The sequence below is a fragment of the Saccharopolyspora elongata genome (genome assembly GCF_004348985.1).
GTDB classification, from domain to species: domain Bacteria; phylum Actinomycetota; class Actinomycetes; order Mycobacteriales; family Pseudonocardiaceae; genus Saccharopolyspora; species Saccharopolyspora elongata.
Map to the genome: position 1 here is coordinate 181,593 of NZ_SMKW01000001.1, position 19,743 is coordinate 201,335.

General features: G+C 69.7%; 21 protein-coding genes and 1 pseudogene. 5 read left to right on the plus strand and 17 right to left on the minus strand.

Annotation, left to right across the window (positions count from 1 at the left end; all coding sequences use genetic code 11):
• The first annotated feature begins 8 nt into the window (after positions 1-8).
• A complete protein-coding gene (gene arcA, locus E1288_RS00925; RefSeq protein ID WP_165967921.1) occupies positions 9-1,211 on the plus strand; it encodes an arginine deiminase in 1,203 nt (400 codons plus the stop codon).
• A gap of 298 nt (positions 1,212-1,509) precedes the next feature.
• Complete coding sequence (locus E1288_RS00930) at positions 1,510-2,070, plus strand: ferritin (RefSeq protein WP_132479303.1); 561 nt, start codon at positions 1,510-1,512, stop codon at positions 2,068-2,070.
• Between the two features lie 9 nt (positions 2,071-2,079).
• On the opposite strand, the gene E1288_RS00935 is transcribed toward E1288_RS00930, so the two are convergent.
• From E1288_RS00935 to E1288_RS00945, 3 genes are all read right to left on the minus strand, one after another.
• Positions 2,080-2,580: a hypothetical protein gene (locus E1288_RS00935; protein ID WP_132479305.1), complete on the minus strand. Its 501-nt coding sequence runs from the start codon at positions 2,578-2,580 to the stop codon at positions 2,080-2,082.
• Positions 2,577-3,155 carry a SigE family RNA polymerase sigma factor gene (locus E1288_RS00940; RefSeq protein ID WP_132479307.1) on the minus strand — a complete coding sequence of 193 codons (579 nt, stop codon included), beginning with the start codon at positions 3,153-3,155 and terminating at the stop codon, positions 2,577-2,579. The genes E1288_RS00935 and E1288_RS00940 overlap by 4 nt, the downstream gene beginning before the upstream one ends.
• A gap of 116 nt (positions 3,156-3,271) precedes the next feature.
• The gene (locus E1288_RS00945; protein ID WP_132479309.1) at positions 3,272-4,174 is read right to left on the minus strand and encodes an NAD(P)-dependent oxidoreductase; all 903 of its coding nucleotides are present in this window, start codon (positions 4,172-4,174) and stop codon (positions 3,272-3,274) included.
• A 136-nt stretch (positions 4,175-4,310) separates the two neighbouring features.
• On the opposite strand from E1288_RS00945, the gene E1288_RS00950 reads away from it, so the two are divergent.
• Positions 4,311-4,646: a winged helix-turn-helix transcriptional regulator gene (locus E1288_RS00950; protein WP_132479311.1), complete on the plus strand. Its 336-nt coding sequence runs from the start codon at positions 4,311-4,313 to the stop codon at positions 4,644-4,646.
• 81 nt (positions 4,647-4,727) lie between these two features.
• Here E1288_RS00950 and E1288_RS00955 read toward each other — a convergent pair whose 3' ends face one another.
• The 4 genes from E1288_RS00955 to E1288_RS00970 form a co-directional block, all read right to left on the minus strand.
• Positions 4,728-5,678, minus strand: a complete 951-nt coding sequence (locus tag E1288_RS00955; RefSeq protein WP_132479313.1) for a DUF5926 family protein — start codon at positions 5,676-5,678, stop codon at positions 4,728-4,730.
• A 21-nt stretch (positions 5,679-5,699) separates the two neighbouring features.
• The gene (locus E1288_RS00960; RefSeq protein ID WP_165967934.1) at positions 5,700-6,551 is read right to left on the minus strand and encodes a glycerophosphodiester phosphodiesterase; all 852 of its coding nucleotides are present in this window, start codon (positions 6,549-6,551) and stop codon (positions 5,700-5,702) included.
• A 176-nt stretch (positions 6,552-6,727) separates the two neighbouring features.
• Entirely contained in the window at positions 6,728-7,612 is an 885-nt protein-coding gene (locus E1288_RS00965; RefSeq protein ID WP_132479317.1) for a DUF4328 domain-containing protein, read from the minus strand.
• 32 nt (positions 7,613-7,644) lie between these two features.
• Positions 7,645-7,968, minus strand: a complete 324-nt coding sequence (locus E1288_RS00970) for a rhodanese-like domain-containing protein (RefSeq protein ID WP_132479552.1) — start codon at positions 7,966-7,968, stop codon at positions 7,645-7,647.
• A 276-nt stretch (positions 7,969-8,244) separates the two neighbouring features.
• Here E1288_RS00970 and E1288_RS00975 point away from each other — a divergent pair, with 276 nt between their 5' ends.
• Positions 8,245-8,463 carry a hypothetical protein gene (locus E1288_RS00975; RefSeq protein WP_132479319.1) on the plus strand — a complete coding sequence of 73 codons (219 nt, stop codon included), beginning with the start codon at positions 8,245-8,247 and terminating at the stop codon, positions 8,461-8,463.
• A 78-nt stretch (positions 8,464-8,541) separates the two neighbouring features.
• On the opposite strand, the gene E1288_RS00980 is transcribed toward E1288_RS00975, so the two are convergent.
• The 10 genes and pseudogenes from E1288_RS00980 to E1288_RS01025 form a co-directional block, all read right to left on the minus strand.
• Positions 8,542-10,065 (minus strand): solute symporter family protein, encoded by a 1,524-nt coding sequence (locus E1288_RS00980; protein ID WP_235883266.1) that lies wholly within the window; start codon positions 10,063-10,065, stop codon positions 8,542-8,544.
• Positions 10,066-10,505: 440 nt separating this feature from the next.
• Positions 10,506-10,832 (minus strand): annotated as a pseudogene (locus E1288_RS50085) (DUF485 domain-containing protein); the annotation flags it as partial.
• A 324-nt stretch (positions 10,833-11,156) separates the two neighbouring features.
• A complete protein-coding gene (locus tag E1288_RS00990; RefSeq protein ID WP_132479323.1) occupies positions 11,157-12,899 on the minus strand; it encodes a sodium/solute symporter in 1,743 nt (580 codons plus the stop codon).
• A 48-nt stretch (positions 12,900-12,947) separates the two neighbouring features.
• The gene (locus E1288_RS00995; protein ID WP_132479325.1) at positions 12,948-13,355 is read right to left on the minus strand and encodes a hypothetical protein; all 408 of its coding nucleotides are present in this window, start codon (positions 13,353-13,355) and stop codon (positions 12,948-12,950) included.
• A gap of 16 nt (positions 13,356-13,371) precedes the next feature.
• The gene (locus tag E1288_RS01000; protein ID WP_132479327.1) at positions 13,372-14,202 is read right to left on the minus strand and encodes a LytR/AlgR family response regulator transcription factor; all 831 of its coding nucleotides are present in this window, start codon (positions 14,200-14,202) and stop codon (positions 13,372-13,374) included.
• 432 nt (positions 14,203-14,634) lie between these two features.
• The gene (locus tag E1288_RS01005) at positions 14,635-15,543 is read right to left on the minus strand and encodes a S49 family peptidase (protein WP_132479329.1); all 909 of its coding nucleotides are present in this window, start codon (positions 15,541-15,543) and stop codon (positions 14,635-14,637) included.
• A 10-nt stretch (positions 15,544-15,553) separates the two neighbouring features.
• Entirely contained in the window at positions 15,554-16,816 is a 1,263-nt protein-coding gene (locus tag E1288_RS01010) for a GAF domain-containing sensor histidine kinase (RefSeq protein WP_408012774.1), read from the minus strand.
• A gap of 158 nt (positions 16,817-16,974) precedes the next feature.
• Positions 16,975-17,826 carry an Fpg/Nei family DNA glycosylase gene (locus E1288_RS01015; RefSeq protein WP_132479331.1) on the minus strand — a complete coding sequence of 284 codons (852 nt, stop codon included), beginning with the start codon at positions 17,824-17,826 and terminating at the stop codon, positions 16,975-16,977.
• A gap of 142 nt (positions 17,827-17,968) precedes the next feature.
• Complete coding sequence (locus E1288_RS01020; protein WP_165967922.1) at positions 17,969-18,406, minus strand: DUF983 domain-containing protein; 438 nt, start codon at positions 18,404-18,406, stop codon at positions 17,969-17,971.
• A gap of 184 nt (positions 18,407-18,590) precedes the next feature.
• The gene (locus E1288_RS01025; RefSeq protein ID WP_132479335.1) at positions 18,591-19,190 is read right to left on the minus strand and encodes an RNA polymerase sigma factor; all 600 of its coding nucleotides are present in this window, start codon (positions 19,188-19,190) and stop codon (positions 18,591-18,593) included.
• A gap of 113 nt (positions 19,191-19,303) precedes the next feature.
• On the opposite strand from E1288_RS01025, the gene E1288_RS01030 reads away from it, so the two are divergent.
• Positions 19,304-19,714 (plus strand): PPOX class F420-dependent oxidoreductase, encoded by a 411-nt coding sequence (locus E1288_RS01030; protein WP_132479337.1) that lies wholly within the window; start codon positions 19,304-19,306, stop codon positions 19,712-19,714.
• The last annotated feature ends 29 nt before the right edge of the window (positions 19,715-19,743 follow it).

The following is a 19,743-nucleotide window of genomic DNA, read 5'->3' on the forward strand; positions in this document are numbered from 1 at the left end:
TGCTCATCGTGAGCGAACCACACGTCCAGAGCGAGGTCGGCCCGCTGCACGCGGTGCTGCTGCACCGGCCGGGCACGGAGCTGAAGCGGCTCACGCCGCGCAACAGCGACCAACTCCTGTTCGACGCGATCCCGTGGGTCGATCGCGCCCAGGAGGAGCACGACGCGTTCGCCGAGGTGCTCCGCAACCGGGGCGTCGAGGTGCTGCTGCTGCGCGACCTGCTCACCGAGGCGCTGCGCGACACCCGCGCTCGGGCCGCGGCCGTGCTCGCTGGCGTGGACGAGCTCAGAGTGGGCACGGAGATCGCCGACACGCTGCGCTCGCATCTGTCCAGCGTGGACGATTCCGCGCTGGCCGGGATCCTCATCGCGGGCATGACGTTCGAGGAGCTGCCCGCCGCGGAGGGCGAGTCCCTGGTGCGCCGGATGCACCACCCGCACGACTTCGCCATCGACCCGCTGCCGAACCTGCTGTTCACCCGGGACTCGTCGGTGTGGATCGGCGACCGGGTCGCGATCGCGGCCCTCGCGATGCCGGCGCGCCGCCGCGAATCCGCGCTCACCGACCTGATCTACGCCTACCACCCGCGGTTCTCGCACTCCACCCGCGCCTACGGCGCGCACTCCGCGCCCGTCGAGGGCGGCGACGTGCTGCTGCTCGCGCCGGGCGTGGTGGCCATCGGCGTCGGCGAGCGCACCACGCCCGCCGGCGCGGAGTCGCTCGCCCGCTCGCTGTTCGCCGACGACCTGGCGCACACCGTGCTGGCCGTGCCGATCGAGCAGGCCCGGGCCTCGATGCACCTGGACACGGTGTGCACGATGGTCGACCGCGACGCCGTGGTGATGTACCCGGCGATCCAGCACTCGCTGGAGGCCTTCGCGCTGCGCCCGCTGGACGGCGAGCTGAAGGTGTCCGGCCCGACCCCGTTCCTGACCGCCGCGGCGGAGGCGATGGGCATCGACCACCTGCGGGCGATCGACACCGGCCTGGACCCGGTGACCGCGGAACGCGAGCAGTGGGAGGACGGCAACAACACGCTCGCCGTGGCGCCCGGCGTGGTGGTGGCCTACGAGCGCAACGCCGAGACCAACGCGCGGCTCGAGGACGCCGGGATCGAAGTGCTGCGGATCAGCGGTTCCGAACTCGGTTCCGGCCGGGGCGGGCCGCGGTGCATGTCCTGCCCCATCACCCGCGCCCAGCTGAATCCATGAACTCGGCCGATCCCCATTCCATCACTTGATCGAGTGACGAATGAAGGGCGCTCCAACCGGAAAAGCCGATCACTGTCGCCCTTCGCCGAACAATAGCCACTCGAATTGGTGACACGACGCGAAACATTCACCACCAGCAGCAACGACAGCGCCACCACCAGCCAAAATGGCACAGGTTTGGCTTGGCTAATTTATCTGAGGATTGCCTTGGCTAAAACGCGACCCAGCCAAGGTTAACCATAGGATTATTAGGTTTACCTGAAATGTATCTGGACTCATTCCAGAGTATATTGAGGGCATGGCTGTCACCGCGAAGAAGATTCAGCACAAGGAATCCCGTTTCGAGCACCTGCTGCAGGAACAGGTGCGCAATGAATTCACCGCCTCGCAGCAGTACATCGCCGTCGCGGTCTGGTTCGACAACGAGGACCTGCCGCGGCTGGCCGCGCACTTCTACCGGCAGGCGCTGGAAGAGCGCAACCACGCGATGATGATCGTCCAGTACCTGATGGACAACAACGTCAAGCCGGTCATCCCGGCCATCGAGCAGGTGCGCAACGACTTCACCGAGACCCGCGAGCTCGTCGCGCTCGCCCTGGAGCAGGAGCGCGAGGTCACCCGCGAGATCGAAACGCTGGCCAAGACCGCCCGCGAGGAGGGCGACTACCTCGGCGAGCAGTTCATGCAGTGGTTCCTGAAGGAGCAGGTCGAGGAGGTCGCCTCGATGTCGACGCTGCTGAACGTGGTCGACCGCTCCAAGGGCAACCTCTTCGACGTGGAGAACTACCTGGCCCGCGAAACGGTCGGCGACGAAGGCGTCGACGCGCCGGCACCCCGGACCGCCGGCGGCTCCCTCTGAGCCCTCGCGCTACCCGCCGGGCGAATTCGGTTCGGTGGCGGGGTTCTGGGACGACGTCGGGTTCGGCTTGGAGGTCTGCGACGCCGAGGTCGTCGGGTCCGGCTCGGAGGTCGTCGTCAGCAGGACCTCCGGCGGCAGCGGCTTCCTGGTCGGCGGGGTCGTGAGGCTCGGCAGCTGCGGCGGCTGGCCCGGCTGCTGTTGCACCGGCGGCGGGGCCGGAGGCTGGTGCGTCGGTTGCAGCGGCGCGGTAGAGCCCAGGTTCGGCTCCGGTTGTACGACGGGCGGCACCGCCGGCTGCACCGGCTCGCCCGCTTGGTGACCGATCAGCGCGATCCCGCCGCCGACCAGCAGCGTCGCGGCGAGCGCGCTGCCCGTCGCGGCCAGCACCCCGTTGCGCTGCCTGCGGCGACGCGCTCCGGCCACCAGCGACCACTCGGCGCCGGTTCGCACCGGGATGTCCAGCCGGTCGTCCCGGAGGACCCGCTGCAGCTCGTCCTCCAGATCCATCACGCGTCACCTCCTCCCACCAGCGGCCCGAGCCGCTTGCGCAACGTCGCCATCGCCTTGCTGGCCTGGCTCTTCACCGTTCCGCAGCTGATGCCGAGCGTGTCGGCTATCTCCAGCTCGGAAAGCCCCTCGTAGTAACGAAGCACGACCACCGCGCGTTGCCTCGGCGGCAGAGATCGCAGCGCGACCCACAGCGGCTCGTGCTCCAGGCGATCCTGCTGGATGGCTGCGGGGATGTCCGGGAAATCCGCGAGCAGCGTTTCCCGGCGCGTCCGCCGCCACCGGCTGACGTGCGTGTTCGCCATCGCCTTGCGCACGTAGGCGGTGGGGTCCGCGCAGTTCCGGCTGATCTTCGACCAGCGGGCGCCGACCTTCTCCAGCACGGTCTGCACCAGGTCCGCGGCATCGTGCGGGTTACCGGTCAGGGCGTGGCCATAGCGCATCAGCCCGGGTAGTGCTACCCGGACGAACTCCGCGAAATCGTCCTCTGCCGCCGCCATGTCCCCCCGACGTGCCCGCCCGCGATAGACACCGGACGCCTCGGTGGCGGTCGGCACTGCCGGCAGGTGCGCGGTCAACCCTCCACCCCCTAAACGTCGGGTATCGCCAGGGATGACACGCCGCAACGCGCCGATCGGTTGCCCGACCGGCGCGTTGATCACCCGTTCGGTCCAACGACAATGGTGGACCAGTTTCAATTGAAACTGCGAGCAGCACCGGGTTCGGGCTTCCGGAGCAGCTCGACCAGCGCCGAGATGCTGTGCTCGCCGTGGCCCTCGGCGACCGCCCGGCGCAGCAGGTCGTTCATCGGCTCGCGCCAGCTGACGTCGATGTTCGCCGCCGCCAGCTCGTCGTCGTGGGCGCTGCCCGCGTAGAACAGGCCGACCGTCGAGGACGGGTCGCTGTAGTCGCCGGCGTCGATCTCCGCCGCGAACTTCGGCAGCACCGAGCCGATCATCTCCAGCCACTTGACGGTGTAGGGCACCAGCTCGCTCGCGGGCGTCCCGCGCTTCGCGACCAGGGCCGCGCCCTCGAAGAAGCCGAGGAGGGCGGGCAACAGCGTGGCGCCGACCGCCATCTCGTACAGCGCGGCGAGATCCACGTCGTCACCGAGGTACCGGGTGTCGCCGCCGAGCTCCCGCAGGGTCTGCTCGTACTCGTCGAAGACGGCCTTGTCGCCGCTGTAGTACAGCAGCGTGTCCGGCTTCGCGACCGCTTCGGGGACGTTCTTCACGGCGCCGTCCAGGAAGCGGGCGCCGTTGCCGGTCGCCCACTCCGCCATTTCCCGGGCGCCGCTGGGAGTTCCGCTGTTCAGCGTGATCAGGGTGCGGCCGGCCAGCTCGCCGGCGGCGGGCGCCAGGGCCTCCAGCGTGGCGTCGTAGGTGGTCAGGCAGGCGATGATCAGCGGGCCGGCGGTGACCGCGTCCGCTATCGATCCGGCGTGCGCTGCGCCCTCGGCGACCAACGGCGCGGCCTTCTCCGGGCTGCGGTTCCACACCGTCGTCGGGTGCCCGGCGGCCAGGAACGCCTTGGCCAGCGCCGCCCCCATGTTCCCCAGCCCGAGGACGGTCACCGCCGTGCGCTTGCCACCGGTCATGTTCGTGCTCCAGTTCAAAGTCGGCTCTTTCGAGGTCGATCGCGTTGACGCGTTCGATCCTCGCGACATGGCTGCACTTTGATCAAGTACCGACTATTTTGTCGGGTACTGAACTTTTTGCCAGTGGGAGCCCGGGATGAAGCGGAACAAGTACACCTGCGGACTGGATGCCGCCATCGACGTGATGGGCGGCAAGTGGAAGTGCCTGATCCTGTGGGAGCTGGCCTTCGCGACGCGGCGCTTGGGCGAGCTGCGGCGCGCGATCCCGGACATCAGCGAGCGGGTGCTGATCCTGCAGCTCAAGGAGATGGTGGCGAGCGGCCTGGTGCACCGCGAGATGTACCACCAGGTGCCGCCGAAGGTGGAGTACTCGCTGACGGAGTTCGGCCGGTCGCTCATCGAGGCGCTGATGCCGCTCGGGGAATGGGGCGAGCAGAACATGGCTCGCATCGAGGCGATTCCCCGCGGCTAGGGGGAAATTCCAGCGGCCGACACATCGGTCCACTGTGGAGCCAAGTCGGGCGGTTCCGGCCGGAACCGCCCGACACCGGGCTCAGCGGATGGTGACCTGGCGGCCGCGGAGGCCGTCGCGGGCGCGCCGCTCCGCCGCGTTCAGCGGCTCCGAGTCGAGCGAGCCGAGGGCATCGGCCAGCCGGCGCCCGAGCTCCGCGGCGGGCTCGTCCCACTCGCGCGCGTGCTTCTCGCGGTCGAGGTCCCACACCGGCACAAGCAGGCCGTGCGCGCGGAACGATCCCGCGTACTTGCTGTCCTCGCCGAGCGCCAGCTCGCCGCGGGCGGACAGCCGCGCCAGCGCCGCCAGCAGCTGCTCCTCGGGCTCCGGGCGCACCCAGCGCAGGTGGGCCTTCTCGCCCGCGTCGACCCAGTACGCGGATTCCACGCCTTCGGCGGTCAGCCGGTCGGTGGGCATGATCGCCGCGTTCGCCCGCTCCAGGGACAGCGCGACCTCGCCCGTCGGCTCCACGTCGCCGGGCAGCCACCAGGCGAAGTCCTCGTGCAGCTCGACCTCCAGCGGCGCGGCGGGGTCGAGCAGGTCCTGCAAGCGGGCGGGAATGGTGCCGGGCTCGGCCGTCTCCGGCCCCACCACCGACAGCGACTCGCCGATCTCGGCGGTCTGCACCCACTCGACGGCCCGCGCGAGATCCCGGCTGATATCACCGGAGTGGGTCTGCACCTGCAGCCCGATGAAGGACTTGTCGTCGTTGCGCCGCAGCGCCGCGGCGGCCATCGGCAGCACGGTCGCGAGCGTGACCTCGCCCTTGTCGCGCAGCGGCAGCTTCGCCGTCGCCGACGGGACGAACTCGCGCAGCGCGACCAGCTCGCATTCCGCGGCCAAGCCCTCGAACGGCCTGGTCACGATCACGTCGGCGGCACCGCCCGCGGCGCCGTGGCAAGCCTTGTAGCGCTTCCCCGAACCGCACGGGCAGGGCTGGCGCGGCTTGATCCCGGTGTCCGCCTGGGGCTTGGGTGCGGTTCGCTTCGACACTGCAGATCCCCTCGCTCATGGTCACTTCGCCGTGACGCTACCGAACTGCACGAGACCCGATTCAGCCAGGTGGAAGCGGGTGGACGCGGGCGCATTGGTGGCCACGAAGCGCACTCCGGAGCGGGCGCACAGCTCGATGTCCGCGGGGTCGTCGACGGTCCAGCAGTACGTGTCACGGCCGAGCGCGGCGGCGCGCGCGACGAATCCCGGGTCCTCGCGCAGCAGGCGGATGCCCGGCCCGGCGAGGTCCGCCCACGGCGGGAGCACGCCGGAGCGCAACGGGCCGCGGAACCGGTCGAACAGCAGGACCGTCGGCACGCCCGGCGCGGCCTCGTGGAACCGGCGCACCGCGGACTGCGCGAACGACATCATCAGCACCGGCGAGTTCTCCCGATCCGCCGGCGTCGCCAGGCCGTGCCGGGCCAGCAGCGCGACCAGCTTGCGCTCCACCAGCCCGCCGTAGCGCACCGGGTGCTTGGTCTCGATGAACAGCCGGACCGGGCGCGAGTTGTCCCGCAGCAGGCCGAGGAGTTCGTCGAGCAGCAGCACGCCGTGCTCGGGCTCCGCGGCCGGGCCGCGCACCAGGTCGTCCGCCGACCGGGGCGGTTCCTGGTGCCAGCCACCGAAGTCCACTTCGGACATCGCGGCGACGGTGAGCTCGCTGACCACACCGCGGCCGCTGGAGGTCCGGTCGATGCGCCGGTCGTGCACGCACACCAGGTGGCCGTCCCGGCTGACCCGGATATCGCATTCGAGCGCGTCGGCGCCCTGTTCGAGGGCCAGTTCGTAGGCACCGCGGGTGTGCTCGGCGCGATGCGCGGAGGCTCCTCGGTGCGCGACGACGTCGGGGGTCGGTTGCCGCACGGCGCCCATTATGCGGGCGATCTCGATCCACTTCCGGCATCTGTGACGCACCGCAACCACGGTGTCACCGAGGACTCGCACCACACGACGGCGCGAACGGCCCGCCCGCGGTCTCGTGGTGCCGCAATTTCCATTGAAATTGAAGATCCAATTTCAATGGAAATTGCGGAACCTCGGACAGCCGGTCAGCGCGGCGCGCTGGTGGGGCGGGTGGCCCGGGGCGCGGGCGGCGCGGCGCGGACCGCGCGGACCCGGAGTTGCGCAAGCTCCGTCGGGTCCAGCGGGGCGAGCAGCCGCATCAGGTACTTGATCAGCAGCGCCGTCATGATCGCCAGGGTCGTGACCAGGGCGTTGTTGAGCGCGTGCAGCACGACGCCGTCCGCCTGGGCCTGCACGCTGCCGACGAATCCCCAGCCGAACGAGAGCCAGCCGAGCACCAGGGTTCCCACCCACGCCGCCCACCAGAACCGGACGCGCAGCGTCGGGAACGGCCGCTCGCCCCGGCGGCGCACGCCCTCCGCGACGAGCACGGAATGCTCCAGCTCGGCCAGCGTCGAGCCCGGCACGGACAGGTTCAGCCCCGGCACCAGGACGCCGACGACCACCTGCCAGTCGGGCCGGGCGCTCTGCACCCCGATGCGCGCCGCGGCCGCGGCGCGCGCCCGCAGGCCCCACAGGACGACGAAAACACCGGAGAGCACGCCGAGCACCCAGAGGATCGAGCCGGTCGTGCCGACCAGGACGTCGGAGATCGCCAGCGGCGTGCGCGGAAGCGCCTGGCTGCGGCTGACCAGCAGCAGCACGTACCGCCAGCACTCCGCGAAGGTGGCCAGCGCCGCCACGCCCGCGGTGATCCACAGCGTCACCACCGCCGTCCCGGCGGCGGACACCGCCCGCAGCATCGGATCGCCGTGCGGCCGCAGCGGCAGCGCCAGCGGCCAACGCCACGCGAGCAGCGGGAAGCCCCAGCGCGGCACGGCCGGGTAGGCCGGCGGGCCGGTGTAGCGGCGCGGTCGGCGCGGCGGCCGGATCCGCCGCGGGCCGCCGGGCGGGGTGGCGACCCACTCCACGCTCGGCCGTCCGGGGCCGGGAGGTCGGGCCGTCACAGCACGTACGGCTCGCCGTCGGCGTCGTCGGAGACCAGCGGCCGCCCGATGGCGGACCAGCCGTTCATGCCGCGCTCGACGTTGATCGCGTCCCAACCGTTGGCGTTGAGGTATGCGGCGACCTTCGCCGACCGGCCGCCGGAACGGCAGATCACGAAGACCTGGTCGGCCTCCGGGATCTCGTCGAGCCGCTGCACGAGCTCGCTCATCGGGAGGTGCACGGCCTCGGGCGCGTGCCCGGCCTGCCACTCGTTCGCCTCGCGCACGTCGAGCAGCACGCTGCCCGCGGGCAGCTGCGCGGGCAGCTCCTCCGGCTGCACGCCGGGCACCTGATGACCGGGAACTGGAGTAGTCACACCCCGATGCTGCCACGCGATGCGTGGTGCCCGCGTAAGAGACTCGCATTTCGCGTCGGCGGACGCCCCGCACCCCGGAAGAACCCGCCCTCACCTGCGATAACGCGAGACCATTTCGTAGTTGATCACGCTTTCGGTCGGAGATCCCGAAGATATCGCCGTTTTCGTGAGGCTCCGTGCCACAGTGTGCTTGTTCGATTCAGATCCGTTCGCTGAATCCGCCCGGCAGGAAGGAAAGCCATGTCTCGTCGAGCCATTCTCCGTTGGCCGAACGGCAGCGACTGGGGACATCTGGCGACGGTTCCGGAGGACGGCGGATCACCGCGGTTCGCCGGGTTCGTGCGGATGACCGACCCGCGTGTGCAGGCCCTGCTGGCTCGCGTCCCGCCCCGCCGGGCCGACGGCGACATATGGGAAGCGCACTTCACGGCCGCCGAATCCGAGCTGAGCGCCGCCTGACGCGAACGACCGACGAAAGCGCCCCGCCCGGCTCTCGGCCGGACGGGGCGCTCGTTCGAGGTGGAGCGGTTCAGCGCGTCAGTGCGAGACGGCCTTCTCCGCGCCGGCGCCGGTCAGCGACCGGACCTCCATCTCCGCCTGCTTGGCCTTGTCGGCCGTGTCCTTGCTCAGCACCGTGCCGAGGTAGCCGAGCAGGAAAGACACCGGGATCGACACCAGGCCCGGGTTCTTCAGCGGGAACAGCGCGAAGTCCAGCGACGGGAACATCGAGTCCTCGCCACCGGAGACGGCGGGCGAGAAGACGATCAGCACGATGGTGACCGCCAGACCGCCGTAGATGCTCCACAGCGCGCCGTTGGTGTTGAACCGCTTCCAGAACAGCGAGTACAGCAGCGTCGGCAGGTTCGCCGAAGCGGCGACCGCGAACGCCAGCGCCACCAGGAACGCGATGTTCTGGCCGTTGGCCGCGATGCCGCCCAGGATCGACACGATGCCGATGACCACCGCGGTGATCCGGGCGACCTTGACCTCCTGGCCCTTGTCGTCGACCTTGCCCTTCTTGATCACGTTCGCGTAGATGTCGTGCGCGAACGAGGCGGACGCGGTGATCGTCAGGCCGGCGACGACCGCGAGGATCGTCGCGAACGCGACCGCGGAGATGAAGCCCAGCAGCAGCGGGCCGCCGATCTCCAGCGCCAGCAGCGGCGCCGCCGAGTTCACGCCGCCCGGCGCCTTCTTGATCACGTCGGAGCCGACCAGCGCCCCGGCGCCGTAGCCCAGGACCAGCGTGAACAGGTAGAACAGGCCGATCAGCCAGATCGCCCAGACCACCGAGCGGCGGGCCTCCTTGGCGGTGGGCACGGTGTAGAAGCGCATCAGCACGTGCGGCAGACCCGCGGTGCCGAGCACCAGCGCGATGCCCAGCGAGACGAAGTCCAGCTTGCTGATCTCGGTCTTGCCGTACTGGGCGCCCGGGTTGAGCACCTTGTCGCCTGCGACGTCGGCGGCCGCGCCGAGCAGGCCCGACAAGTTGAAGCCGTACATGGCGAGCACCCAGATCGTCATCACGAAGGCGCCCGCGATCAGCAGCACCGCCTTGATGATCTGCACCCAGGTGGTGCCCTTCATGCCGCCGACCAGCACGTACACGATCATCAGCGCGCCGACGACGAAGATCACCGCGGCCTGGCCGGTCTTGTTCGTGATGCCCAGCAGCAGCGCGACCAGGCCGCCGGCACCGGCCATCTGCGCGAGCAGGTAGAAGAACGTCACGGCCAGGGTGGACAGCGACGCGGCGGTGCGCACCGGACGTTCCTTCATCCGGAAGCTGAGCACGTCGCCCATCGTGTACTTGCCGGTGTTCCGCAGCAGCTCCGCGACCAGCAGCAGCGCCACCAGCCAGGCCACCAGGAAGCCGATCGAGTACAGGAAGCCGTCGTAGCCGTAGACCGCGATCGCCCCGGCGATGCCGAGGAACGACGCCGCCGACAGGTAGTCACCGGCGATGGCGATGCCGTTCTGCGGGCCGGTGAAGGCGCGGCCGCCGGCGTAGTAGTCGGAGGCGGTCTTGGTGTTCCGGCTGGCGCGGAACACGATGACCATGGTGACCACGACGAACAGCGCGAAGATGCCGATGTTGAGCGCGCTGTTGTTCGCGGTTTCGCTCTGGGCCAGCGGGGAAAGTGCGGCGATCACTTCTGGCCTCCTTCGGAGTCGTCCTTCTTCGCGCCGTCGTCCTTCGCGCCGTCGCCGTCGCCGTCGCCGTCGGCGTCTGCGTCGTCATCGGCGCCGGTTTCCTTCTCGGCGCTGTCGTCCGCGGACTTCTCCGGGGCGTCGTCGGTCGAGTCCTTCGCGGTGTCCTCCGCCTTGTCCTTCGCGGTGTCCTCCGCGGTGTCCTCCGCAGTGACCTTCGCGGTGTCCTTCGCGGTGTCCTCCGCCTTGTCCTTCGCAGTGTCCTCCGCGGTGTCCTCCGCAGTGACCTTCGCGGTGTCCTTCGCGGTGTCCTCCGCAGTGACCTTCGCGGTGTCCTCCGCCTTGTCGCTCGCGCCGCCCTCGAGGGATTCGCGGATCTCCTCGGCGATCGGGTCGAGCTCCCGGTTGGCGAATCGCACGTACCAGGTGGTGATGGCGAACGTGGACACGAACTGCAGCAGGCCCAACACGAGGCCGACGTTGATGTTGCCGACCAGCTTGATGCTCATGAAGCCGTGTGCGTAGTCGGCGAGCAGCACGTAGACCAGATACCAGGCCAGGAACAGTGCCGAGACCGGGAAGACGAAGTTGCGCAGTCTGCGTCGCAGGGTGGTGAATTCGGGGCTGCTATGGGCAGCGGCCCAGGTTTCGGCGTCGATACCGGACCCGGACCCGATTTGGTCCGTGGTGCTCACGGTGTCCTCCCACAAGAAAAGGCTCCGTCCCGGGTGCCGCCGGTACGGGAGCCTGCTGAATCAGTTCAACGCGGGAACGCTACGTAGTTCAACCACCGCTGTGAAGCCCCGTTGGGAGTACGCAAGCTAACGATCGAGTGAAGTTATCCGAGTCCAAGCGGACGCGCTGAATTGTGTCTCACCAGATCGATTTCACCCGTTCAGCCTATTGATTTTCCACTGGTCTATACCAGCAAGTACGAAAGGTGATTGCATTCGTCGCGGAATCCACCCAAAAAGTTCAAAGAACACGACGAATGATCACGTTCAGCGTTGGTGGCGGCCCTCGGTCGGCCGCTGCTCCGCGGGCTCCGCGCTGAGCCTGCCGTCGAAGAAACCGAGCCGGTCCGGCGCGTGCAGCCGCAGCATCACCCGGCCCACCCCGGCCGGCACCCGCGCCCGGGTAGCCACGCTGACCAGTCCGGTCACCGCGAACGCGATCGGCACGGTGACCAGCGCGGGCTGCCGGGCCAGGGTCGCGAACCAGCCCGCCCCGTCCCCGAGGAAGGGCGTGCACGCCACCGCGATCAGCACCAGGCAGCAGCCGACCACCATGCCGCTGGCGGCGCCCACCGCGGTGAGCCCGCGCCACCAGATCCCGAGCACCAGCACCGGGCAGAACGTGGAAGCGGCCATCGCGAACGCCAACCCCACGCTGCGCGCGATGTCGTGGTTGTCCGCGGGCAGCGCCAGGAGCGTCGGCACCAGGCAGCCCAGCGCGGCCGCCAGCCGGAAGTCGATCGCCCGGCCGCGGAGCGCGTCTCGCGAGGACAGCACCCCGGCCACGCTCACCACCAGGCCGGAAGAGGTCGACAGGAACGCGGCGAACGCCCCGGCCGCGGTGATCGCCGCGAGCAGCCCGCCCACCCAGTTGCCCAGCATCGCCTGCGGCAGCAGCAGAACCGCCACATCGGTCTCGCCGCTGACCAGCAACTGCGGCACGTACAGCCGGGAGAGCATCCCGAAGATCGTCGGGAACAGGTAGAACGCGCCGAGGAGCGCCAGCACGAACAGCGTGGTGCGGCGCGCACCGGACCCGCTCGGGTTGGTGTAGAAGCGGGCGAGCACGTGCGGCAGGCCCATCGTGCCGAGGAACGTCGCGATCAGCACCGAATACGTTTCGAGCAGCCCGGAAACGCCGTCGCCGTGCGGCCGCAGCCAGGTCGCGTTGTCGGCCTCGGCCGCCGCGACGACCGGGACCGCCGCGCCAGCCGGGAACCGCAGGTCGGTGCCCGCCGCCATCGAGTACTCGCCGGGCTGCAGGTAGATCGAGCCGGTGCCTTCGGCCACCCACACCGGCTCGCTGACCCGCAGCTGCACGTCGGTGTCGATGTGCACCGTCGTGTCGCGCGGGAAGACCGGCGGCAGCGGCTCGTCGAGCGCCTGGTGCGGCGGCGCGTTGACGAAGACCACGAACAACGCGAACGCCGGCACCGTGATCGCGAACAGCTTCACCCAGTACTGGAAGCCCTGCACCAACGTGACGGCGCGCAGCGCGCCGGTCGCCACGGTCAGCAGCACGATCACCGCGACCGCGAAAACCCCCACCCAGTAGTGCACTCCGACGATCGCCGCCAGCGTCATCCCGGCGGCCTGCAGCTGCGGCACCAGGTAGAGCCAGCCGATCAGCACCACCAGCGCGGTGCACAGCGTCCGCAACCGCAGCGAACCCAGCCGGGCCTCGGCGAAATCGGGCAGCGTGTACGCGCCGGAGCGGCGCATCGGCGCGGCGACGAACAGCGTCAGCGCCAGGTACCCGGCCGCGAAGCCGATCGGGTACCACAGCGCGTCCACCCCGTCCTTGAGCACCAGACCCGCGATGCCCAGGAACGACGCCGCCGACAGGTACTCACCGGAGATCGCCACCGCGTTGCGCTCCTCGCGCACCAGCTGCCGCGCCGCGAAGAAGTCGGAGGTGGTGCGCGCCGACCGGGAAGCCCAGAGCCCGATGCCCAGGGTCGCCGCGACGATCAGCACGATCCCTAGCAGGGACCAGGAACTCGAAACCATCGCACCGCACCGCCCCTGGGGTGTGGAAATCCGTCGTCGATCATGCGGTCACTGCTCCACCATGTGGATGAAGTCCCGCTCGTGCCGTTCCGCGCTGCGGGTGCACAGGTACCCGATCAGCAGCAGGAACGGGTAGACCAGCACGCCGAGCAGCAGCCACGGCAGCCGGAAGCCGAGCACCTCGAAGTCGCCGATCGACGGCACCGCCCAGAACAGCACCGGCAGCCCGAGCAGCACGACTGCGACCACGCCGGTCAGCACCAGCGCGCTGCGCAGCTGCACCTTCACCAGGTGCCGGACCAGCACCTCGCCGACGCTGGTCTGCTCCTCCAGTTCCATGATGGTGCGCGCGACCTGCCGGGTCCGGCGGTCGGCGAGCACGACGCGCTTGCGGCGCGGGCGGGGCGTCGAATCGCCCAGCCGCGCGCGGATGTCGAAGCCGTGGTCCGGGCTCATCCCGCCGAACCGCGGTTCATTGCTGGCTCCAGCCCTGCCGCGGCGCCCGGACCAGCCGGTCCTTCAGCTCGCGGGTGTGCCGCCTGCTGACCGGCAGCTCCTTCGACGGCCCGCCGCCGAGCACCACCGAGTACCCGGACGACGACATGCGCAGCTCGGTGACCAGCGGCAGCGACACCAGGAACGACCGGTGGATGCGCAGGAAACCGGCCTCCGCCCAGCGTTCTTCCAGCTGCGCCAACGGGATCCGCACCAGGTGCGAGTCCTCGGCGGTGTGCAGCCGGGCGTAGTCGCCCTGCGCCTCGACCCAGCGCACGTCCTTGCGCGGGATCATCCGGGTGGTGCCGGCGAGTTCGACCGGGATGACCTCGTCGTCGTCGGCCGCCGGCGCCTCCAGCGCGCGGGATCCCTTGGCCGCCTGGGCCTTGTTCTTCTCGATGGTGCGCAGCGCGCGATCGACGCGCTCGGCGTTGGCCGGCTTCATGATGTAGTCCAGCGCGCCGACCTCGAACGCCTCCAGCGCGTTCTCCTCGTGCCCGGTGATGAACACCAGGGCAGGCGGATTGCGGAAGGCGGTGAGCACCCTGGCCAGCTCCATCCCGCTGAGCCCGGGCATCGACACGTCCGCGAAGACAGCGTCCACAATGGACTCCTCGCCGTCCCGCCTGCCGACCAGCTCGGGATCGTCACTGCGCAGCAGCCGCAGCGCTTCGGCGGCGTCGAACGCCGTCAACACCCGTCCGACCCGCGCGTTGTTGCCGAGCAGGTACTTCATCTCGTCCAGCCCGGCCATCTCATCGTCGACGGCCAGAACGACAAGACCCGCTGGATTCTCTCGTGTACTCACTGCAACGCCATATCCTGCCGCGCCCACGGCGCCTGTCCATGATCGAGTGTCGGCCCCCACCCGCTGACGCAGCCTCGTGCCACCCGAGAGCCGACGAGTGAGGTCAGTCACGCCTGCCAACCAAACTAGTTGCTAACGGAGCGCGCTGGACACCGGGGGTGCGCAGCGCGGAATCTGGCTCAGCGGCAATGTTTTTAGCCTGATCAGCCTATTGCATGAGGCCGAACGAGTGAGCCACTCGGCAACAAGATCTACGCAGTGCGACCGGACCGATTACCCTGTGTTCACAAGGGATTCGGCGGTCCCAGCAACGGTTCCGCCTGGGCCCGTGAGTGATTTGGGGCGCTATGACACCCCAAAACGCTCACGAGCACTGTTCTGGCTTCAAATTTCGGAAAGCTCGATCGGGACGTTCGGAAACGGTCCGGATCCTCAGAGCCCGAAGCGGTTCCACATCGCGCGGTGCTCCAGCGCCTCCACCGCGGCCAGCACGGTGTCCGCGCCGCCGCTGCCGCCGAGCCGGACCGAGGACGACATGCCGAGCCGGGCCAGCAGCGGCTTCCGCGGCTCCACCGTCAGCAGGTGCGCGTCCGGGAACTTGTCCTTCACGATGCCCCGCAGGGTGCCCAAGCCGTCGACCAGCCCGAGCTCCTCGGCCTTCACGCCGGTCCAGATCTCGCCGGAGAACAGGTCGTCGTCGGCGCCGTCGAGCTTCTCGCCGCGGCGCTTGCGCACCCAGGCGCGGAACTGCTCGTGCAGCTCGTCCTGCAGGCCGCGCAGCCACTGCACGTCCTCGTCCTTCTCCGGGCTGAACGGGTCGAGCCGCACCTTGTGCGTTCCCGCGGTGTGCACCCGGCGCTCCACGCCGAGCTTCTCCAGCAGGCCGGTGAGCCCGAAGCCCGAGCTGACCACGCCGACCGAACCGACCAGCGACGTCGAATGCGCGTAGATCTCGTCGGCCGCGCAGGCCAGCCAGTAGCCGCCCGAGGCCGCGACGTCCTCGCAGAACGCCAGCACCGGCACCTGCTTCTCCTCGGCCAGGCCCCGGATCCGGTCCGCCACCAGCGCCGACTGGGTCGGCGATCCGCCCGGCGAGTTGATCGACAGCACCACGGCGCTGAGCCGGTCGTGCCCGAACGCGCGCGTCAGCGCGGATTCCACGTTCTGCAGCGAGATCGTCGGCCGGCTCATCGGCGATGCCGTCGGCGTGATGACGCCGTGCAGCTTCACCACGGCGACCACCGGGCCGCGCTCGGCGCGCTCGGCGAGCTTGCCCGGCAGCTTCGCGGACAGCTTCCCGGTCAACATGTCGGTGAACTTCTGCGGCGCCTTCTCGTTCATACCTTCGACGTTACCGGCTGAGCTGCGGCCCGGCCGCCAACCCGACGCTCGGCTCGTCGATCGACTGCGGCGGCACCGGCCGCACGCCCGGCGCGAACTTCGGCACCCGCATGATGACCTTCATGCCCGCGCCCTTCTCGGTCTCCACGACCAGCCCGTAGTCGTTGCCGAAGGTGGCCCGCATCCGGTTGTTGATGTTGCCCAGTCCGACGTGCGCGCCGGTCAGGTGCGCGTTGGCCAGCTCCGCGTCGAGCAGCTCCGGATCCATCCCGATGCCGTCGTCGTCCACGCTGATCAGCGCCTCGGTGCCGTTGTCCTCGGCGATCACCGACACCGTGCCGCCGCCGGGCTTGGTCGCCAGGCCGTGCCGGACGGCGTTCTCCACCAGCGGTTGCAGCGCCAGGAATGGCACCACCACCGGCAGCACCTCCGGCGCGATCTTGAGCTTGATGTTCAGCCGGTCCGGGCCGAAGCGGGCGCTCTCCAGCGTGAGGTAGCGGTCGATGTTGCGGATCTCGTCGGCCAGCGTGGTGTAAAGCCCGCTGGTGCGGAACGAGTAGCGGGTGAAGTCGGCGAACTCCTGCAGCAGGTCGCGCGCGTGCTCCGGGTCGGTGCGGATCAGCGAGCCGATGGTGTTCAGCGCGTTGTAGATGAAGTGCGGCGAGATCTGCGCCCGCAGCGCCCGCACCTCGGCCTTGGCCAGCCGCTCCTTGGACTCCTGCAGCTCGGCCAGTTCCAGCTGGGTCGACACGTGGTTGGCGACCTCGGCGGCCGCGCGCAGCAGCCGCTTGCGGTCACCGCCGGCGATGACGGTCAGCGCGCCGCGGTTCTCGCCCTCGACCTCCAGCGGCACCACCACGGCGTGCCGCATCGGGCAGGGCCGGTGGTCGCAGGTCACGTCGCCGTGGTCGAGGAACTCGCGCTTGCCGGTGCGCAGGACCTGCTCGATCTTGGTCCGCAGGTCGGCGTAGTGGTAGTTCGCCTCGCCGTCCCAGCTCAGCAGCGTGCCGTCGGCGTCGACGATGCCGACGGCGACGCACGCCAGCAGCTCGCGCAGGTGCGGCGCGGTCTTGTCGGCGGATTCCTGGGTGAGCCCGGCCCGCAGGTGCGGGGCCGCACTGGTCACCCGGTGCAGCGCCGCCAGCGTGGCGTCCTCCACCGACGTGCTCACCCGGCGCGCCCGGCACAGCAGTACGAACATGCCGAGCACGGCGAGTGCGGCGAGCGTGGTCAGGACCGTCCGCTCAGTCAACATCTCGGGCACAACATCAATCTTCACGTCCGCCACGCTTGGAATCAAGGCGGCTACGCTCAGTGCACCGTTTCCATCGGTAAGCGGTACCTTACTATTCCGTTCAGCGGGAACGGTGCGTCCAACCAGCGGCAACGGCCTGTGCACAACCGGCCGATCTGTCCACAGGCTGTGGACAACTACTTCAGCAGACGGGACAACCGGCGATCCGCGAGCGGCTTGCCGCCGGTCTGGCAGGTCGGGCAGTACTGCATCGACCGGTCCGCGAAGGACACCTCCCGGACCGCGTCACCGCACACCGGGCACGGCAATCCAGTGCGCGCGTGCACCCGCATCCCCGACCGCTTCTCCGCCTTCAGCCGCGCCGCGTCCTGCTTCAGCGAACGCGCCACGGCGTCCCGCAAGATCTCCTGCATGCTGCAGTGCAGCCGCTCGACCGCGGCGGCGTCGAGCTTGCCCGCCGTCGCGAACGGCGACAGCTTCGCGGCGTGCAAGATCTCGTCGGAGTAGGCGTTGCCGATCCCGGCCAGCGCGGACTGGTCGGTGAGCAGCGTCTTGATCCGCTCGGTGCGCCCCGCCAAGACCTCGGTCAGCCCGGCCAGGTCCAGGCCCAGCGCATCGGGACCCAGCTTCGCGATCCCCGGCACCTCCGCCGGCGACGCGACGACCCACGCCGCCAGCTTCTTCTGGGTGCCGGCCTCGGTCAGGTCGAAACCCGGGCCGCCCAGGTGCACCCGCAGCGCGATCGGCCCCCTGCCGGGTTTCGGCGGCGCCGGGGACAGGTTGTCCGACCAGCGCAGCCAGCCGGCCCGCGCCAGGTGGCAGACCAGGTGCAGCCCGCCGCAGTCGAGATCCAGGTACTTGCCGTGCCGCACCGCATCGGTGACGGCACGACCGTGCAGCTCGGTCCACGGCGGGCTCGCCGTCTTCAGCACGCTCATCGACGCGACGTCGACGCGCTCGACGGTCCGGCCCACGGCGTTGTCGCGGAGGTGCTGGGCCAACGCCTCCACCTCGGGAAGTTCCGGCACCGGTCCAGTGTGCAGACAGAACCCGCGAAAAGCAGTTCGTTCGAGAACTCATCTTGCGCGGCGGTGCCGGTTGCGCCGCTTCGAGAACAACAACCGAGCTAGCACGGTCACGACATCCCGAGAAGCTTCCAAGGACGCGGGACTACTCGACGGGCTGCAGGCTGCCGTTCATGTCCGGCTCGGCGTACAGCTCGATGTGCCGGGACACCGACGAAACCTCCTGGCGCACGTCGAAGAAGCCGCGCACCACGCCCACCCAGGTCTCCGGCGGGTTCTCGTCGTGGTCACCCGGGGTGGCGGCGGTGACCGTCCACGGGCGCCGCAGCACCCAGCGGACCGGGAAGAACAGCACGGCCGCGATCAGCAGCAGGATCAACCAGCTCGGTACGTACACCTCGGCTGGCGTCCACACCACGAACATCACGACCAGGAACAGGAACACCGCGCCCATCAGGATCGCCGGTGCCGAGCCCCCGTTCACGTCGTGCTCGAACTCGTCCGCCGCGATCGGGTTGGACCACTCCAGGTTCGCCTTGATGGTCCACTCACGGCCGTCGGAACCCCGCACCACCCGGTTCATCGTCGCCTCCCCGCCCACCCGGGCTGGTCGCTTCGGAACATCGTCTCGCCACTCGAATCCCGTCGGTCACCGAGCGTGAAGCAACGGTACCGCGTACGTCATGGGCCCGACGGGTGATAGTCGTCCCCGAACCAGGCCCATTGTCGATCATGAGCGGCGCCCGGCCAACCCCGAACGCGACCGATCAACCGCGGCGCGAACACCCCGCAGCCCGGCGGCCGGACACCTCGGCCGCCTCCTCGTAGGCCTCCCGCAACCCGCGCCGCGCCCGGTGCGCCAGCACCGCCGTCGCATTCGGCGTCAAACCCAGCTGATCGGCCAGGCTGGCGGGCCGATGCCCTTCCACCTCGGTCCGCCACAGGACCTCGCGCCAGCGCGCCGGCAACCGGTGGAACGCGCGGGCCAGCAACTCGCCCTCGGCTTGCACGAACTGGTGATCGCGCTGCCGCGGCGCGTGCTCGCCCAGCTCGTCGGCGTTCATCGGCTCGTCCCGGCGAGCGGCCGCCCACTCCCCCAGCACCCGGCGCACCACCGTGAACAGGTAGGTGCGGATCGCATCCCGCGGCCCGCAGCCGCCCCGAACCGCGCGCAATGTGCGCAAGAACACCTCGGCGACCACGTCGTCGACGTCGATCCCGGGCCGCGGCATGCTCAACGCGAACCGCCGCACCGCAGGCGCATAACGCCGGTACAGATCGCCGTAAGCGAGATCATCGCCCGCCCGCAACCGTGCCAGCAACACCCGGTCATCCGGCTGCAGACCCCCGGCGACATCCTCACCCATCCCCATGAACTCCCCCCAACGACCAGCCGCGGCGAATACCGCGCGACCAGCGCAATCGCTACCGTGGACCCCCAAGGCCACGGCTGTCACCAGGCACCGCACGGGAGGTCGGAGTGGATCTCGACGAAGCCCGCGAAGTGATCGGCAACCAGCACCGCGCCGTGCTCAGCACGCTCCGCGCCGACGGCACACCCCAGATGACACCGGTGCTGACCACCACGGACAGCGCCGGACACGTCACCGTCAGCACTGTCGCTGGCGCCGCCAAAGTGCGCAACCTGCGCCGCGACCCGCGCGCCTGGCTGTGCGTCCTGCCCGACCAGTTCTTCGGCCGCTGGATCCAGGTCGAAGGCACCGTCGAGATCGTCGAGCTCCCGGCCGCCCTCCCCCTCCTGGAGGAGTACTACCGCAGCATCTCCGGCGAACACCAGGACTGGGCCGCCTACCGCCAGGCCATGCAGGAGGAACACCGCGTCCTCCTGCGCATCACCCCGACCCGCGCGACCAGCTCTCCGAGCCGTTGAGGGACCCCCGATGAACGGGCTTGAAACGA

Coding starts and splice junctions, on each gene's coding strand:
- E1288_RS01025 (WP_132479335.1), bottom strand. CDS start 19,190: ATGGGTGAGGATGTCGCCGGGGGTCTGCAGCCGGATGACCGGGTGTTG.
- E1288_RS00975 (WP_132479319.1), top strand. CDS start 8,245: ATGTCTCGTCGAGCCATTCTCCGTTGGCCGAACGGCAGCGACTGGGGA.
- E1288_RS00995 (WP_132479325.1), bottom strand. CDS start 13,355: ATGAGCCCGGACCACGGCTTCGACATCCGCGCGCGGCTGGGCGATTCG.
- E1288_RS01020 (WP_165967922.1), bottom strand. CDS start 18,406: ATGAACCGGGTGGTGCGGGGTTCCGACGGCCGTGAGTGGACCATCAAG.
- E1288_RS00950 (WP_132479311.1), top strand. CDS start 4,311: ATGAAGCGGAACAAGTACACCTGCGGACTGGATGCCGCCATCGACGTG.
- E1288_RS00980 (WP_235883266.1), bottom strand. CDS start 10,065: ATGGTCATCGTGTTCCGCGCCAGCCGGAACACCAAGACCGCCTCCGAC.
- E1288_RS00960 (WP_165967934.1), bottom strand. CDS start 6,551: ATGGGCGCCGTGCGGCAACCGACCCCCGACGTCGTCGCGCACCGAGGA.
- E1288_RS00945 (WP_132479309.1), bottom strand. CDS start 4,174: ATGACCGGTGGCAAGCGCACGGCGGTGACCGTCCTCGGGCTGGGGAAC.
- E1288_RS01005 (WP_132479329.1), bottom strand. CDS start 15,543: ATGAACGAGAAGGCGCCGCAGAAGTTCACCGACATGTTGACCGGGAAG.
- E1288_RS00930 (WP_132479303.1), top strand. CDS start 1,510: ATGGCTGTCACCGCGAAGAAGATTCAGCACAAGGAATCCCGTTTCGAG.
- E1288_RS00990 (WP_132479323.1), bottom strand. CDS start 12,899: ATGGTTTCGAGTTCCTGGTCCCTGCTAGGGATCGTGCTGATCGTCGCG.